The organism is Streptomyces sp. NPDC002156, from assembly GCF_053593675.1.
Map to the genome: position 1 here is coordinate 1 of NZ_JBSFDA010000069.1, position 16396 is coordinate 16396.

14 protein-coding genes are annotated in these 16396 nt (G+C 70.9%); 7 read left to right on the top strand and 7 right to left on the bottom strand.

Going from position 1 to position 16396, the window contains the following annotated elements; translation table 11 throughout:
* Window positions 1-116: 116 nt before the first annotated feature.
* Complete coding sequence (locus ACWCRB_RS25980; protein ID WP_450998357.1) at window positions 117-974, bottom strand: helix-turn-helix transcriptional regulator; 858 nt, start codon at window positions 972-974, stop codon at window positions 117-119.
* 191 nt (window positions 975-1165) lie between these two features.
* Here ACWCRB_RS25980 and ACWCRB_RS25985 point away from each other — a divergent pair, with 191 nt between their 5' ends.
* Complete coding sequence (locus ACWCRB_RS25985; RefSeq protein WP_450998322.1) at window positions 1166-2020, top strand: NAD-dependent epimerase/dehydratase family protein; 855 nt, start codon at window positions 1166-1168, stop codon at window positions 2018-2020.
* A gap of 1 nt (window position 2021) precedes the next feature.
* Here the strand turns inward: ACWCRB_RS25985 and ACWCRB_RS25990 are convergent, their stop codons facing one another.
* The 4 genes from ACWCRB_RS25990 to ACWCRB_RS26005 are packed head-to-tail and all read right to left on the bottom strand — an operon-like array spanning window position 2022 to window position 6044.
* The gene (locus tag ACWCRB_RS25990; protein ID WP_450998323.1) at window positions 2022-3278 is read right to left on the bottom strand and encodes an MFS transporter; all 1257 of its coding nucleotides are present in this window, start codon (window positions 3276-3278) and stop codon (window positions 2022-2024) included.
* A 12-nt stretch (window positions 3279-3290) separates the two neighbouring features.
* A complete protein-coding gene (locus ACWCRB_RS25995; RefSeq protein WP_450998324.1) occupies window positions 3291-4610 on the bottom strand; it encodes a GH1 family beta-glucosidase in 1320 nt (439 codons plus the stop codon).
* A gap of 46 nt (window positions 4611-4656) precedes the next feature.
* The gene (locus tag ACWCRB_RS26000; protein WP_369037562.1) at window positions 4657-4923 is read right to left on the bottom strand and encodes a protealysin inhibitor emfourin; all 267 of its coding nucleotides are present in this window, start codon (window positions 4921-4923) and stop codon (window positions 4657-4659) included.
* 50 nt (window positions 4924-4973) lie between these two features.
* Window positions 4974-6044: a M4 family metallopeptidase gene (locus ACWCRB_RS26005; protein WP_450998325.1), complete on the bottom strand. Its 1071-nt coding sequence runs from the start codon at window positions 6042-6044 to the stop codon at window positions 4974-4976.
* A gap of 336 nt (window positions 6045-6380) precedes the next feature.
* Between ACWCRB_RS26005 and leuA the strand changes: the two genes are divergently transcribed.
* Both leuA and ACWCRB_RS26015 read left to right on the top strand, forming a co-directional pair.
* The gene (gene leuA, locus ACWCRB_RS26010) at window positions 6381-8111 is read left to right on the top strand and encodes a 2-isopropylmalate synthase (protein WP_450998326.1); all 1731 of its coding nucleotides are present in this window, start codon (window positions 6381-6383) and stop codon (window positions 8109-8111) included.
* Window positions 8112-8334: 223 nt separating this feature from the next.
* Window positions 8335-9057, top strand: a complete 723-nt coding sequence (locus tag ACWCRB_RS26015) for a tellurite resistance TerB family protein (RefSeq protein ID WP_405537709.1) — start codon at window positions 8335-8337, stop codon at window positions 9055-9057.
* Window positions 9058-9082: 25 nt separating this feature from the next.
* On the opposite strand, the gene ACWCRB_RS26020 is transcribed toward ACWCRB_RS26015, so the two are convergent.
* On the bottom strand, window positions 9083-9262 hold the full coding sequence (locus tag ACWCRB_RS26020) for a hypothetical protein (RefSeq protein ID WP_450998327.1): 180 nt from the start codon (window positions 9260-9262) through the stop codon (window positions 9083-9085).
* A gap of 192 nt (window positions 9263-9454) precedes the next feature.
* Here ACWCRB_RS26020 and ACWCRB_RS26025 point away from each other — a divergent pair, with 192 nt between their 5' ends.
* From ACWCRB_RS26025 to ACWCRB_RS26040, 4 genes are all read left to right on the top strand, one after another.
* The gene (locus ACWCRB_RS26025) at window positions 9455-11542 is read left to right on the top strand and encodes an MMPL family transporter (RefSeq protein ID WP_450998358.1); all 2088 of its coding nucleotides are present in this window, start codon (window positions 9455-9457) and stop codon (window positions 11540-11542) included.
* Window positions 11543-11661: 119 nt separating this feature from the next.
* A complete protein-coding gene (locus tag ACWCRB_RS26030) occupies window positions 11662-12855 on the top strand; it encodes a sensor histidine kinase (protein ID WP_450998328.1) in 1194 nt (397 codons plus the stop codon).
* A complete protein-coding gene (locus ACWCRB_RS26035; protein WP_450998329.1) occupies window positions 12852-13523 on the top strand; it encodes a response regulator in 672 nt (223 codons plus the stop codon). The genes ACWCRB_RS26030 and ACWCRB_RS26035 overlap by 4 nt, the downstream gene beginning before the upstream one ends.
* 198 nt (window positions 13524-13721) lie before the next feature.
* Complete coding sequence (locus ACWCRB_RS26040) at window positions 13722-14966, top strand: sialidase family protein (RefSeq protein WP_450998330.1); 1245 nt, start codon at window positions 13722-13724, stop codon at window positions 14964-14966.
* Here the strand turns inward: ACWCRB_RS26040 and ACWCRB_RS26045 are convergent.
* The gene (locus ACWCRB_RS26045; protein ID WP_450998331.1) at window positions 14946-16361 is read right to left on the bottom strand and encodes an outer membrane protein assembly factor BamB family protein; all 1416 of its coding nucleotides are present in this window, start codon (window positions 16359-16361) and stop codon (window positions 14946-14948) included. The two genes, ACWCRB_RS26040 and ACWCRB_RS26045, sit on opposite strands and share 21 nt — an antisense overlap.
* Window positions 16362-16396 lie beyond the last annotated feature (35 nt).

Consider the following 16396-nt stretch of genomic DNA (forward strand, 5'->3'; position numbering starts at 1 on the left):
TTACCCCCCCGGGGGGTTTTTGGGGGGGGGGGGGGGGGCCGCCCCCCCCCAAGGATGGGACGGGTAGGGGCGGCGGGGGCGAAAACCCTTCGCCCGCCCCCCCTCGGCCCCCCTCCTCACCCCCCACCCGGCCCGCTGGGCGAAAGATCCTGCACCCCCACCACCCGCAGCAACCGCAACCGCTCGTACGACTCGGTCCCCGGCCGAGCCGTATGCACGATCAGCAACTGCCGATGATCGTGCGCCAGCAGGATCTCGCAGTCCAGCTCCAGCAACCCCACCACCGGATGCACGAACCGCTTCGTGGCGGCCCGCCGCACCGCCACCTCGTGCGACTCCCACAGCCGCGCGAACTCCGCACTCCCCGCCCGCAGTTCGGCCACCAGCGCCGCCGGCACCGGATCGTCGGGCCGGGCCGCGGCGACCGCCCGCAGATTCGCCACATGACTGCGCGCATGCTCGGCGAAGTCCTCCGGCGGGACCAGCGCCCGCCCGGCCGGATCCAGGAAGAACCGCCGTACGAGGTTCCGCTCCCGGGGCGGACGGGCCAGTACGTCCCCCGACAACGCGCACGCCATCGCGTTCTGCGCCAGCACCTCCCCGCAGTCGGTGATCACCTGCGCCGGGGTGTCGTGCAGCCGGTCGAGGATCAGCAGCAGCCCCGGCCGTACGTGCCCGGACACGCTCTCGCGCCGGGGCGGTTCCTGGCCGGCCAGGTGGAACAGGTGGTCCCGTTCGTCGTCGGTGAGGCGCAGGGCCCGGGCCAGGGCGGCCAGCATCTGGCGGGACGGGCGCGGACCCCGGGACCGTTCCAGGCGGGTGTAGTAGTCCACCGACATCCCGGCCAGCGACGCCACCTCTTCGCGGCGCAGACCGGGCGTACGACGCCGGGCGCCGGGCGCGAGGCCCACCGCGGCGGGGTCCAGCCGGGCCCGTCCACGGCGCAGGAAGTCCGCGAGTTCGCCCCGGTTCACCACGTCGGTCACCACGCAGGTCGCTCCTCTCACGCCGCTGCTCCCCAGCGTGGCCGACCCCGCCCGACTTATCCAGGGCCTGCCGATCCCCTGAAAGACGGGTCTCTCCCGGCCTCGCCGCCACCGTCCCAGAGTGATGGCACCGCAACGAGAAAGAACGAGCGAACCAGAGAGAACGAGAGGTGCGGATCATGCTGACGTTGGTGACAGGCACGACGGGACAGGTCGGCCGCCGCTTCGTACCGAGGCTGCTGGCGCAGAGCCGGCCGGGGGAGCGGGTACGGATCCTGGTGCGCGACGAGGCCCGGGCGGAGCGGTTCGCCGAACTGGGCGCCGAGGTCGTCCTCGGGGACCTGCGCGACCCGGAGGCGCTCGGCAAGGCGGTCGCCGGCGTGGACGCGGTCGTGAACGTCGCCGCCTCCTTCCGCGGGGTCCCGGACGAGGAGGCGTGGGCCGTCAACCGGGACGCGGCCGTGGCACTGGGCCGGGCGGCGCTGGCTGCGGGCGTCGGACGGTTCGTGCAGGTCAGCACGGGGCTCGTGTACGGCAGCGGACGGGGCCGTCCGTTGGCCGAGGAGGACGAGACCCGGCCCGGCGGTGTGATGTGGGGTGCGTACCCCGAGTCGAAGGCGGCGGCCGAACGGGAACTGCTCGCGCTGGAGGGTCTGGACGTACGCGTCGGCCGGCTCCCTTTCGTCTACGGCGAGGGCGACCCGCACCTCGCCCAGTCGCTGATGTGGGCCGCGCACTGGGCGGCGGCCCAGCGGCTGCAGATGGGACACCACGCGGACGTCGCACAGGGCCTGCTCCGCATCCTGCACGCACCGGGCATCGCGGGCCGGATCTACAACATCGGCGACTACGCCCCCGTCACGGCGGTCGAACTGCACCAGCTCAACGGGGTGGAAGTCCCCGCCGAACTCTACGAACGCACCGACCCCGACCCGTGGTTCGGGATCACCTCCACGGAACGGATCCGCAGGGAACTCGGCTACCGCCCGCTGTACCCCAGCGTCTACGCGGCCCGGGACGCCGGCGCGCTGTGAGCTAGTCGACCCCCCTGATCCGCCCCACCAGCACTGCCCCCGCCAGCCCGATCACCGCCGCCACCAGATACAGCACCCGGTATCCGCCCAGGTAGGTGACGATCGGCGCGGCGAGGGCGGGCGCCGCGACCTGGGGCAGGGCGTTGGCCACGTTGATGACGCCCAGGTCCTTGCCCCGGTCCAGCGCCTTCGGCAGTACGTCCGTCATGAGGGCGAAGTCGACCGACGTGAACACCCCGAAGCCGATCCCGAGGACCGCCGCCGCGACGATCGCCCCCGGCCAGGTCTGCCAGCCGGCCAGCGCGGCCGTCGCCACCGCCATCAGTACGCCCGACCAGATCACGAACGGTTTGCGACGGCCCACCCGGTCCGACCAGACCCCGCCGACGACGACCGTGGCGAGCAGCGTCACGCTGTTCACCGCCGTCAGGATGAGCACGCCCTGCTCGGGGTCGGAGTAGTCGAGGCGGTCGCGCAGGTAGTACAGGAGATACAGCAGCACCAGCGCGTTGCTCAGATTGATCAGGAACCGGGTCAGCCAGGCCCAGCCCAGGTCCGGATAGCGACGCGGACTCAGCCAGAACCCGGCGAGAAAGGTCCGCCACGACCACACCGGCCGGTCCTCGACCGCCAGCCGCAGATCCCCGTGCCGGAGCACGTACGGCAGCACACCCAGCAACGTGAACGCCGCGCACGCCGCATACCCCGCGCCCACGCCTCCGGCCGCCGTCGCCAGACCCGTACCGCCCACCACCCCCAGAATCTGCGCCGCGCCCAACCAGCCGCCCACGGAGCCCCGTTGGAGCCGGGGCACCCGGTCGGGGACGGCGGCCGTGACGGCGGCGAAGGCCGCGTTCAGGGTCAGCTGGACCAGACACCAGCCGGCCACCATCGTCCACAGCCCACCGGCCCCCGCGAGCAGCAGCAACGACACCGCCCCGCCCGCCGCGCCGCCCACGATCCACGGCGTACGGCGCCCCCACCGCGACGTCGTCCGGTCCGACAGCGCGCCGAAGAACGGGTTCGCCACCAGCGACACGAGGGCGCCCGCCCCGGCCACCCAGGCCAGCAGGGTCTCCTTCGACATCCCGGTGCCGGGCGCGAAGTCCTCGGCCTGGGAGGCGAGCAGGATCTGCAGCGGCCCGAACCAGCCCACCCAGATCGCCCCGTTGGCGAGCGACAGCGAGGCGGTCCACCCCCGCTCGACCCGCTCGACGGGCTCGGCGAGCGCACCCACCGAGCGGGACACGTCAGTCATCCTTGATCGTCCTCAGTCTCTCTGCGCCCGGAGAAGGTCCCTGAACCAGCCGTACGAGGCCTTGGGCGTCCGCTCCAGCGTCTCGAAGTCCACGTGCACCAGCCCGAACCGCCGCGCATACCCCTCCGCCCACTCGAAGTTGTCCAGCAGCGACCACACGAAGTAGCCGCGCACATCCACGCCCGCCTCCACCGCCCGATGCAGCGCCCGGACATGACCGTCCAGGTAGGCGATCCGGGCCCGGTCGTCGAGCCCCTCGTACGAGCAGCCGTTCTCGGTGATGACGACGGGCGGCAGCCGGTCGCCGTACCGGTCCCGGAAGGTGGTGAGCAGCTCGGTCAGACCCTCCGGTACGACGGGCCAGCCGAAGTCCGTCACCGGCACGCCCTCGATCTCCTGGACGGTGAAGGGGAGTTCGGCCGGGATCGTCAGCCCGCCGAACTCGATGTCCGCGCCCTGAGGTGCGCCCACCTTGGTCGGGGAGTAGTAGTTGACGCCGTAGAAGTCGAGCGGCTCCCCGATGATCTTGAGGTCCGACTCCACGTCGCCCGGCATCAACTCGCCGATCCCGTCCGGGTATTGACCCAGCAGGACCGGATCCGCGAAGAGCCGGTTGAGGAGCAGGTCGTAGAACTCGGCAGCCTCCAGGTCCGGTTGCTCCTGAGAGGCCGGCCAGGTCGGCCCGTGCGAGTTGGCGATCCCGATGTCCGTCGCACCGGCGGCGCGCAGTGCCTGTACGGCCAGACCGTGACCCAGGAGCTGGTGGTGGGCGGCCGGCAGCGCGTCGAACATCAGCTGCTTGCCCGGCGCGTGCGCGCCCAACGCATGCCCGAACAGGGTGTGTTCGGCGGGCTCGTTGATCGTGATCCACTTCTTCACGCGGTCACCGAGGCGCTCCGCGACGACGGCCACGTACTCGGCGAACCGGGCCGCCGTGTCCCGCTCCAGCCAGTCCAGGCTCGTCGGCAGGTCCCAGTGGAAGAGGGTCGGGACGGGGCGTACGCCCGCCGCGCACAGCTCGTCCACCAGCCGGTCGTAGAAGTCCAGGCCGCCGGGGGAGTTCACCCGGGGCCAGGAGATCGAGAAGCGGTACGCGTCCACCCCGAGGCCGGCCAGCAGGGCCACGTCCTCGGGGTAGCGGTGGAAGTGGTCGCAGGCCACCGCGGCCGTCGACCCGTCCTTCACACGCCCGGGCTCGGCCGTGAAGGCGTCCCACACGGACGCTTCGCGCTGGTCCACCGCCCCCTCGATCTGATGCGCCGAGGTGGACACGCCCCACAGGAAGCCGGCCGGGAACTGGGGTATCGGGTTGGTCGCCATGCGCCGGATCATGGGTACCGGGGGTAACGGGTGTCAACGGCCCGGCGTGAACAACCAGTTACGCGCCTTCCTTGAGGACGCGCGAGATCAGTTTGCGCTGCTCCTCCGTGAGCCGGGGATCGGCGCAGTACACCGTCTTCCCGTCCACCGTGAGTTCGTAGCTGAAGCCGTCCGGTACCCCGATCGGACGGGTGCCCCGGCCGGCGGAGACCGCCCGCTCGGCCAGGGCATGCCACTCGTGGGCGTCGGACCGGCCCGAGGTGTCCACCTGGGCGTGCCGCTCGATGCCCGCGAATCCGCCGGTGCGCCGTACCTGAATACGCATAGCTCATTTCTAGTACGAAAGCCCCCGAGAGGCCTACCGGTCCGCGAGGCCTACTGGGTCGGCACCCCGACCTGCTCCCACGCCTTCAGTACGGCCTGGAGTTCGTCGCCGTCGTCGAAGCGGTCCCTGGCCGCCGCGACCGTCAGCCTGGCGAAGTCCGCGAAGCTGGCCTGCGCGTACAGCTCGCCGCCGGTCAGCACGTCGTACCAGATCTGTCCGGCCTTCTCCCAGGCGTTGCCGCCGAGGGTGGTGGCCGCGAGGTAGAAGGCGTGGTTGGGGATGCCGCTGTTGATGTGGACGCCGCCGTTGTCACGGCCGGTGCGGACGTAGTCGTCCATCGTCGCGGGCTGCGGGTCCTTGCCGAGCACGTCGTCGTCGTACGCCGTGCCCGGAGCCTTCATCGAGCGCAGGGCCTCGCCGGTGACGCGGGGGGCGAGCAGGCCCGCGCCGATCAGCCAGTCGGCCTGGTCGGCGGTCTGGCCGAGCGAGTACTGCTTGATGAGCGAGCCGAAGACGTCCGACATGGACTCGTTGAGCGCGCCCGGCTGGCCGAAGTACGTCAGGTTCGCCGTGTACTGCGTGACGCCGTGGGTCAGCTCGTGGCCGATGACGTCGATGGGGAGGGTGAAGTCGAGGAAGATCTCGCCGTCGCCGTCGCCGAACACCATCTGCTCGCCGTTCCAGAAGGCGTTGCCGTAGTCCTCGTCGAAGTGGACGGTGGCGTCCAGCGGCAGACCTTCGCCGTTGATCGAGTTGCGTCCGTACACCTTCAGGAAGAGGTCGAAGGTGGCGCCGAGACCGGCGTAGGCGCGGTTCACGGTGGCGTCCTGGCCCGGGTCGGAGCCCTCGGAGCGGACCAGCGTGCCGGGCAGGTCCTGGCGGTGCTCGGCGTCGTAGATGGACCGCAGCGGCTTCTCCTCGGGCGGTCCGGCGGGCAGGGCCACGCTCGGCGCGCCGAGGACCGTGGTCAGGCGGCGGTGGGTGCGCTGGTAGGCGTCTCGCTCCAGGGTGCGGCGGGCGGGACCGGCGAGCACCGGGTCGTCGGCCTGGGCCACCTTGTCGAGGACGTGCGGCGGGATGATCGTGCAGAAGACGGGCTCAAAGCCCCCGTTGGTCGTCATGCCCGGCACCTTTGCACCACGTCATGGGGCTGTCACTACCCGCAACCATGATTGGTGAAATACCGGGATAAGGAGCCCACGATTCGGTGACAGAGTGGTATGGCGCACTTTTCGCCCCTTTTGTTCTTCCGCTCCCGCATACTGGCAGTCCCGCATAGTGATACAGGCCCGCGCCCCCGGCGCGGCTCGGCTAGCATGCTTCGCATCATGCGTATCGGGCTGCTCCTCCTTAGCTGCCGCGGCGAGGGCCTGTAAGTCGAGGCCGACCCCCTCCCCGCGGAGTCTGGCGTTGCGCCGTCGGCCGTCCTTCAGGACACCACGAGGAGCCCACGCATCATGGCCCACAGCGCCAATCGCCAGCAGCCCAGTTCCATGCCGATCCACAAGTACGGCGAGTACGAGCAGGTCGACATCCCCGACCGCACCTGGCCGAACAACCGGATCACCGTCGCTCCTCGCTGGCTCTCCACCGACCTGCGCGACGGCAACCAGTCCCTGATCGACCCCATGTCGCCCGAGCGCAAGCGCCGGATGTTCGACCAGCTGGTCAAGATGGGCTACAAGGAGATCGAGGTCGGCTTCCCGGCCTCAGGACAGACCGACTTCGACTTCGTCCGCTCCATCATCGAGGAGCCGGGGGTCATCCCGGACGACGTCACCATCTCCGTACTGACCCAGGCCCGCGAGGACCTGATCGAGCGGACCGTCGAGTCGCTGAAGGGCGCCAAGCGCGCCAACGTCCACCTGTACAACGCGACGGCCCCCGTCTTCCGCCGGGTCGTCTTCCGCGGTTCCAAGGACCAGATCAAGCAGATCGCCGTCGACGGCACGCGCCTGGTCATGGAGTACGCCGAGAAACTGCTGGGCCCCGAGACGGAGTTCGGCTACCAGTACAGCCCCGAGATCTTCACCGACACCGAGCTGGACTTCGCGCTGGAGGTCTGCGAGGCGGTCATGGACGTCTGGCAGCCCGGCCCGGGCCGCGAGATCATCCTCAACCTGCCCGCCACGGTGGAGCGTTCGACCCCGTCGACGCACGCGGACCGCTTCGAGTGGATGGGCCGCAACCTGACCCGCCGCGAGCACGTCGTCCTCTCCATCCACCCCCACAACGACCGCGGTACGGCCGTCGCCGCCGCCGAACTGGCGCTGATGGCCGGCGCCGACCGCGTCGAGGGCTGTCTGTTCGGCCAGGGCGAGCGCACCGGCAACGTCGACCTGGTCACCCTGGGCATGAACCTGTTCTCGCAGGGCGTCGACCCGCAGATCGACTTCTCCGACATCGACGAGATCCGTCGTACGTGGGAGTACTGCAACCAGATGGAGGTCCACCCGCGCCACCCGTACGTGGGCGACCTGGTCTACACGTCCTTCTCCGGCTCCCACCAGGACGCCATCAAGAAGGGCTTCGACGCCATGGAGGCCGACGCCGCCGCCAAGGGCGTCACGGTCGACGACATCGAGTGGGCGGTCCCGTACCTGCCGATCGACCCGAAGGACGTCGGCCGGTCCTACGAGGCCGTGATCCGCGTCAACTCGCAGTCGGGCAAGGGCGGCATCGCGTACGTCCTGAAGAACGACCACAAGCTGGACCTGCCCCGCCGGATGCAGATCGAGTTCTCGAAGATCATCCAGGCGAAGACGGACGCCGAGGGCGGCGAGGTCACCGGCGCCGACATCTGGACGGTCTTCCAGGACGAGTACCTGCCGAACCCCGAGAACCCCTGGGGCCGCATCCAGGTCAGCACCAACCAGTCGACCACCGACAAGGACGGCGTGGACACCCTCACCGTCGAGGCCGAGGTCGACGGCGTCGAGACCACCCTGGTGGGCACGGGCAACGGCCCGATCTCGGCGTTCTTCCAGGCCCTGCAGGGCCTGGGCATCGACGCGCGGCTGCTGGACTACTCCGAGCACACGATGAGTGAGGGCGCCTCCGCGCAGGCCGCCTCCTACATCGAGGTCGCCATCGACGACAAGGTTCTGTGGGGCATCGGCATCGACGCCAACACGACCCGCGCCTCCCTGAAGGCGGTCGTCTCCGCCGTCAACCGCGCCGGCCGCTGACTCACCCGACCGGTTGGTTTCAGGCCCCGTCCGCCCTTCGTGGCGGGCGGGGCCGCCGTCGTATACCGGCCAAACCAAGGGTGGGTCATGGGCAGGTCTGGTCCTGGGTACTGACTCCGCATCAACAATGTGGCTAACATCACGCCTGCGCGGCAGTGTTGCCGGTGGGGGTACCTCCCGCGCCCTGCAACAGGCAGTGGGGGGTAGCTACCGGAGGTGCGACGTGCTCCCAGGACGGCGACGAGGCGGCCGAGACGGTCGTGGCGTACGCGTCGTGCGCAGAGGCCGGACAGCACGCGTCCTGGGCTCCCGTACGGTCTGGACGGGTGTCGGTGACGGCGAGTTCTTCTGCCCCGGCTGCGGCGGGGACCGCAACTACCAGCGTCTGACCGGGCGCCGCCGCTTCACACTCCTCGGCGTACCGGTCCTCCCGCGCGGCGAGACCGGCCCGGTCGTCGAATGCGCGGCCTGTCAGCGGCACTTCGGCACGGACGTCCTCGACCACCCCACCACGACCCGCTTCTCCGCGATGCTCCGCGACGCGGTCCACACGGTCGCCCTCGCGGTCCTCGCCGCCGGCGGCACCCACGCCCGCCACACCCTGGAGACAGCGGTGACGGGCGTCCGCGCGGCCGGCTTCGACGACTGTACGGAGGACCAGCTCGCGGCCCTGGTGGAAGCCCTCGCCGCCGACACGGGCCGGCTCTTCGGCCCCCCGTGCGGCCCCGGCCTCGCCATAGAACTCCACGAGGCGCTGGACCCCCTGGCCCCGCACCTCGCCGCCCCCGGCCGCGAATCGATCCTGCTGCAGGGCGCCCGCATCGCCCTGGCCGACGGCCCGTACACCCCGGCGGAACGCGACGTCCTGACGACGGTCGGCGCGGCGCTGACGATCTGCGGGGACGATGTGACCCGGCTGCTGGCGGCGGCGCGTACGCCGTCCTGAAGCGTGCCGCGGAGGACCGGCTCCGTCAGCGCCTGCGGCTGGACCGGCCGGACCAGCCACTTCCGATCCCCGCGACGTGCAGGGCCAGGGCCATCAGGCCGAGCAGCATGACGTTCGTGGAAGTGAAGACGTCGTTCGTCGAGATCTCGGCCGCGTTGATCAGGAACGCGACGAAGAACAGTACTGCTGCGGCTATACCAAGCATGGGACGGTTCCTCTCAAAGGGTAGACCCCGGGTGCCCCTTCGCCCGGTTCGTACTCCCCGGGGAGTAATCCGGCCCCCGTGTCACCCCCGGCAGTAGCCCCGAACTCGCCCTCCCGCGCGACGAATCCACCCTCGTGCGACGGAATTCTGGTGAACGTCAGCCAGAAGTCCGGACGAGGGGAGGGTCTCGACATGGAGGCCGCAAAGACAGTGACGAGGGCTCGGCGCCGACGAACCGTGCCCTGGCTCGTGCTCGGGCTGTGGATCGGGGTGCTCGCGATCGTGGGGCCGTTCGCGGCGAAGCTCTCCGAGGTGCAGCACGACCGGATCACCGACTATCTGCCGGCGAACGCCGACTCGACCCAAGTAGCCAGGATCCAGGACCAGTTGCCCGGCGGCGAGACCACCCAGCTGGTCCTCGTCTACCACCGCGACGGCGGACTCACCGCCGCCGACAAGGAGACGGCCGCCGCACAGGTCGACCGGATCGCCGGCGAACACGTCCTGACGGCGACCCCGCAGGGCGTACCGTCCGCCGACGGCACCACCCTCATGTACCCGGTGAGCAGCAACGAGCCGGGCACCGACGAGAAGAAGCGGGACGCCCTGGTCAACGACGTACGCGAAGTCGCGCACACCGAGGGCGGGTTGGATGTCGAGGTCGGCGGTCCCGGCGCGCTCGCCACCGACGCCGCCGAGGTCTACAACTCGCTCGGCGGACCGCTGCTCTACACCACCGTCGGCGTGGTCGCCGTCCTGCTGATCCTCATCTACCGCAGCCCGGTGCTGTGGCTGGTGCCGCTGGTCGTCGCGGGCATCGCCGACTTCCTGTCGATGGGCGTCGCCTACGGCCTCCACCAGGCCTTCGGCACCACGGTTTCGGGCCAGAGTTCGGGCATCATGACGATCCTCGTCTTCGGCGCCGGCACGGACTACGCCCTCCTCCTCGTCTCCCGCTACCGCGAGGAACTACGGCAGATCGAGCGGCCGTACGACGCGATGCTCGCCGCTCTGCGCGGCTGCGGGCCCGCCGTCCTCGCCTCCTCCGGCACGGTCGCCGCCGGGGTGCTGTGCCTGCTCGCCGCCGACCTCAACTCCAGCCGCAGCATGGGCCCGTTGGGCACGGTGGGCGTCCTGTGCGCACTGGTCGCGATGCTCACGCTGCTCCCCGCGATCCTCGTCCTGCTCGGCCGCCGGGTGTTCTGGCCGCTCGTCCCCGCGTACGGCAGCACGCCCAAGGTGCGGCGCCGCTCGCTCTTCGCCGCGATGGGCAGCTCCGCCGGGCGCCGGCCCCTGGTGGTCCTCGCGAGCGGGGCCGTCCTGCTCGGCGCGCTCGCCCTGGGCGCGCTGAACCTGCCCGGACCGGTCAAGCAGGAGGACGCCTTCGTCGACAAACCGGAGGCCGTCGCCGCGATGCAGACCCTCGCCGGGGCCTACCCCGACCGGGGCACCCAGCCCATCAGCGTCATCACCCCGGCAGGACGGGCGGACGAGACGCTCACGACGATCCGGGGCGCCGACGGGATCAGCGACGCGCAGAAAGGACGTACGGGAGACGGCTGGACCGAGATCACCGTCTTCGCGAAGGACGCGCCCCAGTCGGCCGCCGAGACGACCACCATCAAGGAGCTGCGGAACGAGTTGCCGGGCTCGTACGTCGGCGGGGTGAGCGCCCAGCAGATCGACCTGGTCGACACCAACGCACGGGACCGGTGGGTCGTCGTACCGATCGTCCTCCTCTCCGTGCTGCTGATCCTGGTCGCGTTGCTGCGCTCGATCGTCGCGCCGCTGATGCTGGTGGCCGCCGTGGTCGCGGTGTGGGGGGCCTCGCTCGGCATCGGCGGACTGGTGTTCGGGCCGCTGCTCGGCTTCGAGGGCACCGATCCCGGGCTCGGGCTGCTGTCCTTCGTGTTCCTGGTCGCGCTGGGCGTCGACTACGGCATCTTCCTGATGCACCGGATGCGCGAGGAGGCGCTGCGGGGCGCGGAACCGGTGGCGGCGGCGCTCACCGCGCTGCGGACGACGGGCGGGGTCATCGCCTCCGCCGGGCTGGTCCTCGCGGCGACCTTCGCGGTGCTGACGAACATGGGGCTCGTCCAACTCGTCGAGCTGGGCTTCGTGATCGCGGTCGGCGTGCTGCTGGACACCTTCCTCGTCCGGACGTACCTGGTGACGAGCGCGAGCGTGGCGCTGGGCAGGAGGGTGTGGTGGCCGGGGGCGCTGTCCCGGAAGCCGGACCCGGACGCCGTACGACAGGAACGCCAACCGGAACCCGTATGAGATCCGTCGTACGAGCGAGCGGGCGCCCCTCCCTGCCGGAGGGGCGCCCGCTGACGGAGGATGAACCCGTGCAGCCAACCACCGGAAGAGCGGCCCGTGTTGGATGGGGCGAGCGGATCATGGCCGCGATCATCCGCGACCCCCGCAGCGCCCCGCACGCGACCCGCAACGACGCGCTGCTGGCCCTGACGACCGCCGTCGCCGGTACGGCCATGGCCCTGCTCGTCGACGACGGCCGCCGCCCCGACGCGCTCGGCTGGGTCCTGCTGCTCGCCCTCCAGGTGCCGCTGGTGTGGCGCAGGCGCCGCCCGATGTTCGTCCTCGCGGTGGTGGTGGCGCTGGTGGTGCCGTACCACGCCCTGGACAACAACCACTCGGCGCCGACCCCGGCGGCCTTCGTGGCCCTGTACACGGTCGCGGTCACCGGCCGCCCCCTGCGCACGCTGCTGACCGGCATGACGGTCCTCGCCATCTCCATGACGGTCATGCTGACCGTGGACACCAAACAGGCGATCGAACTCCTGCGCATCTTCGGCTGGATCATCGCCGTCCTGTTCGTCGGCATCGACCTCCGCTTCTACCGCGAGTACGTGTCCGCCATCGTCGAGCGCGCCGAGCGGGCCGAACGCACCCGCGAGGAGGAGGCCCGCCGCCGGGTCGCGGAGGAACGCCTGCGCGTGGCCCGTGACCTGCACGATCTGCTGGCCCACACCATCACGCTGGTGGGAGTCCAGACCTCGGTGGCGGCCCATGTCCTGGCCGCCGATCCGGACCGCCTGGACCGGACGGCGGTCGCGAAGGCCCTGGACGACATCGCCGAGACCTGCCGAACGGCACGCGGTGAGCTGCGTACGACGCTGGAGGTACTGCGGGAGGGCCAGGGCGCGGGAGACACCCGCGGCCCGCTGCCGGGCCTGGCCGGCCTGCCCGACCTCGCGGAGACCGCGCGGGTGGCGGGCGCGAAGGTCGAACTGGCGGTACGGGCGGACGCCGTACCCCCGGCAGTGGGCGCGGCGGCCTACCGCATAGTCCAGGAGGCGCTCACGAACGCCGTACGGCACGGAGGGCGGGAGGATCTGACGGTACGGGTGCGGCTGTACGGGGGCGAGGGCGCGCTGCGGGTGGAGGTGACGGACGACGGGGTCGGCATCGGCGAGGACACGTCTGGGGACGGCGGCGGGTTCGGGCTGGTGGGGATGAGGGAACGGGCGCGGAGTGTGGGCGGCACGCTTGATGCCGGCCCGGGGGAGGACGGGGGGTTCAGGGTGAGTGCGGTACTGCCGTTGCCGGTGAACAGGGAGGGGGTCAGGTGACCGCCATTCGCGTACTGCTCGCGGACGACCAGACCCTCGTACGGGCGGCCTTCGCGATGCTCGTCGAGTCGGCGCCGGGCATGGAGGTCGTAGGGCAGGCGGGTACGGGCCGTCAGGCCGTCGAACTGGCCCGCAGCGCCCGCGCCGATCTGGTCGTCATGGACATCCGGATGCCCGACCTCGACGGTATCGAGGCGACGCGGCTGATCGCCGCCGACGAGGATCTGGCGGGCGTGAAGGTGCTGGTCCTGACGACGTACGACACGGACGAGTACGTGGTGGAGGCGCTGCGCGCGGGCGCGTCGGGCTTCCTGGTCAAGGACACGAAACCGGCGGAACTCCTGGACGCGATCCGCACGGTGGCGGCAGGCGAGGCCCTGCTCTCCCCGGGCCCGACGGCGAGCCTGATCGCCCGTCTGCTGCGCAGCGCCGAGGCGCCGACGCCGACGGGCGGCCCCGAATGCCTGACGGAACGGGAACGCGGGGTGCTGAGGCTGGTCGCCCGGGGCCTGAACAACACGGAGATCGCGGAGACCCTGGGCCTGAGCCCGCTGACCGCGAAGACCCACGTCAGCCGGATCATGGGGAAGCTGGGCGCGCGGGACCGGGCGCAGCTGGTGATCGTGGCGTACGAGTCGGGGTTGGTGACGCCGGGGGGAGTGGCGTAGAGGGGAGTGGCGTCGGGGGAGTGACTCAAAGGGGAGTGGTGGGCGTGCGGGTACGTATGTTCCGTACGTGCTACGAGTGGTGACGAATCGTCAGCGGAGTTACTGTCACCTCCTGTTGTCGTAGTACCGGCACGTCGACACTGTCGGCACTTCGGTACCCGCATGCTCCGACCCCACTTCACTCCGCAAGGGAGAGCGATGACGCCCCTGAGCCGCACGCTGCTCGCCGCGACCACCGGCGCGGCCCTGATCACCGGCACCGGAATCGCCACCGACCTCACCGCGACGAAGGCCCAGGCGGCGGCCACCCGCTCGTACTGCACGTCATCGGTCCCCTACACCGCGGGCAAGGGCGGCTACGACACCTACCGCATCCCGGCAGTGGTCACGACCCGCAAGGGCACCCTCCTGGCCTTCGCCGAGGGCAGACACGACGGCGCTGGAGACAGCGGCGACATCGACGTGGTCCTGCGCCGCTCCACGGACGGCGGCTGCACCTGGGGCCCGCTGTCGGTGATCGCGGCCGGGAACGGTGACACGCGGGGCAATCCGGCGCCGGTGGTGGACCAGCGGACGGGCCGGATCGTGCTGGTGACGTCGTACAACTCCGGCGCGGTGACGGAGGCCCAGATCATGCGCGGCGAGGCGACGCCGGAGCAGAGCCGCAGGGTCTTCGTCCAGACGAGCACCAGCGTGAGCGACGGCCGCCGTTTCACGCGCCCGAGAGACATCACGGCCCAGACGAAGCTCCCGAACTGGCGTTGGTACGCGACGGGTCCGGGCCATGCGGTGTATCTGACTCGCGGCCCGCACGCGGGCCGGATCGTGATCCCGTCGAACCACTCGGTGGCCCCGCCGACGGGTTCGACGGACACGGGCCAGGAGTCCAAGTACTACGGCGGCCACGCGATCTACAGCGACAACGCGGGCCGCACCTGGCGCCTGGGCTTCGTGGACGACTCGTACGACGGCATCGAGAACGCCAACGAGACGAGCGCGGCCCAACTCCCGGACGGGAGGCTGTACTTCTCGTCGCGGGACCAGAACGGGGTGGCGCTCGGGAATCGCCTGGACTCCTATTCCAGTGACGGCGCGAAGTCCCTGGACCGCCCGTACACGGTCCAGCCGACGCTGAACGACGTCCCGATCGTGCAGGGGAGTGTGCTTCAACTCCAGGGCGGTTCGGGCGCGTTGCTGTTCTCGGGGCCTTCTGAGCCCACGGCACGGCGGTCGATGGCGATCTGGCGGAGCGGGGACGGGGGAGAGACGTTCACGAAGGTGCTGACGTTGTCGAACCGCCGGGCAGCCTACTCGGACCTGGTGCGGGTGGACCGGCGGTTGGTGGGGGTGCTGTACGAGACGGGGACCGACGGGACGTACGAGTCGATCGAGTTCCGGCGGGTGGGCGTGGGGACGGTGTCGTCAGGAGTCCCCGCGTCGTAACGCGTACAGCGTGGGGACTTGTCGCTTTCCCAGGGTCTTCTCGGGGGACTCCGGGAACGGCATGGCCATGACGTAGAGCGTGCGGCCGTCCGGGCACGTCGTGGCGTTACCGCTGGCGGACAGGGAATGGCGCCAGCGGGTGGTGCCGGACGCGGTGTCCAGGAAGGTGAGCGTGCCCCGGTCGGTGGACTTCTTGGCGCGGGTGGCGACGCAGACCGTGCCACCGGTCAGGACAGGGCCCTGCGAGCTGACCTGGGTTCCCATGTCGTGGGTCCAGCGGCGCCGGCCGGTGTCGGCGTCGAAGACCTGGACGAGATAGGAACCGGTGATTTCCGGGGGTTCGTTGCCCCCGGCCAGGACCGTGTCACCGGAGACGCGGAAGGTTCGTACGATGTCGATGCCGGTGTCCGCCTGCCAGCGCAGGCGGCCGGTCGACACGTCGACGGCGGCGAGGGTGGTGCGGTACTCGTCCCCGTAACGGCGGACCGCCGCGTACAGCGTGCCGCCCACCCGCTGGACGCTCAGCTCGGAGCCGACCGGCAGATTCCCCGCCCGCCGCAGGTCCTTCCCCGAAACGGCGTCGAGCGTGACGAACGCGTTGTGCCCCTGGTCGGCGCTGCCGCTGCTGGGGTTGGCGGTCATATGGAGTTCGCGTCCGGCCAGGACCGGGGCGCCCAGGAAGCCTTCCGAAGGGGACTTCCAGCGCAGGGTGCCCGTCGCCAGGTCCAGTGCCCAGGCCATCGACCCCCCGCTGAACACCCCGGAGGTCAGGTACACCAGACCGTGCCCGGACACCGGCGCCGATGGATCCACTGTCCTCGCGGGCAGCTCGGTGCTCCATCTGATTCGGCCGGACCGGGTGTCGAACGCGTGGACGACGGTCGGCGAGGCCACGACGGCGTCCCCGATCACCACGAGCATGACGTCCCCGGCCGGTGTCGGCGCGTAGTCGGTCAGACCGTCGACCTCGCGCTCCCAGAGCACGCGGCCCGAGGACGCCTCGATACCGTTCACGACCGTCCGCCCGCCCGTGCGGACGCCGGTGATGCAGACGACGCCCGCGCCGAACACCGGGACGGACTGGCTGTCGAGGTCCGACAACGCCTGCCACCGCTTGCCGCCGCGGGACTGGTCCATCGCCATCACCCCGCCGAAACCCGACAGGTACAGGACTCCGGCGTGCGCGTTCAGCGCCGAGGGATACACCCCGTCCAGCGGCTGGGACCAGACCTGCTCCCACGGCCACTGCTCCGCGCCGCCGTCGAGGAGCCGCCAGGTCCCCACCCCGCCGGCCACGGCCGCGAGTCCCCCCGCCCCCAGCACCATGAACCGCCGCCGCCCACCGAACCGCCCCGGCACCACGCCATCCGTAGCCGCACCGTCAGTCGCCGTCATCCCGCCAGCCGCCCCCGCCCCAACCCGCCGCACAC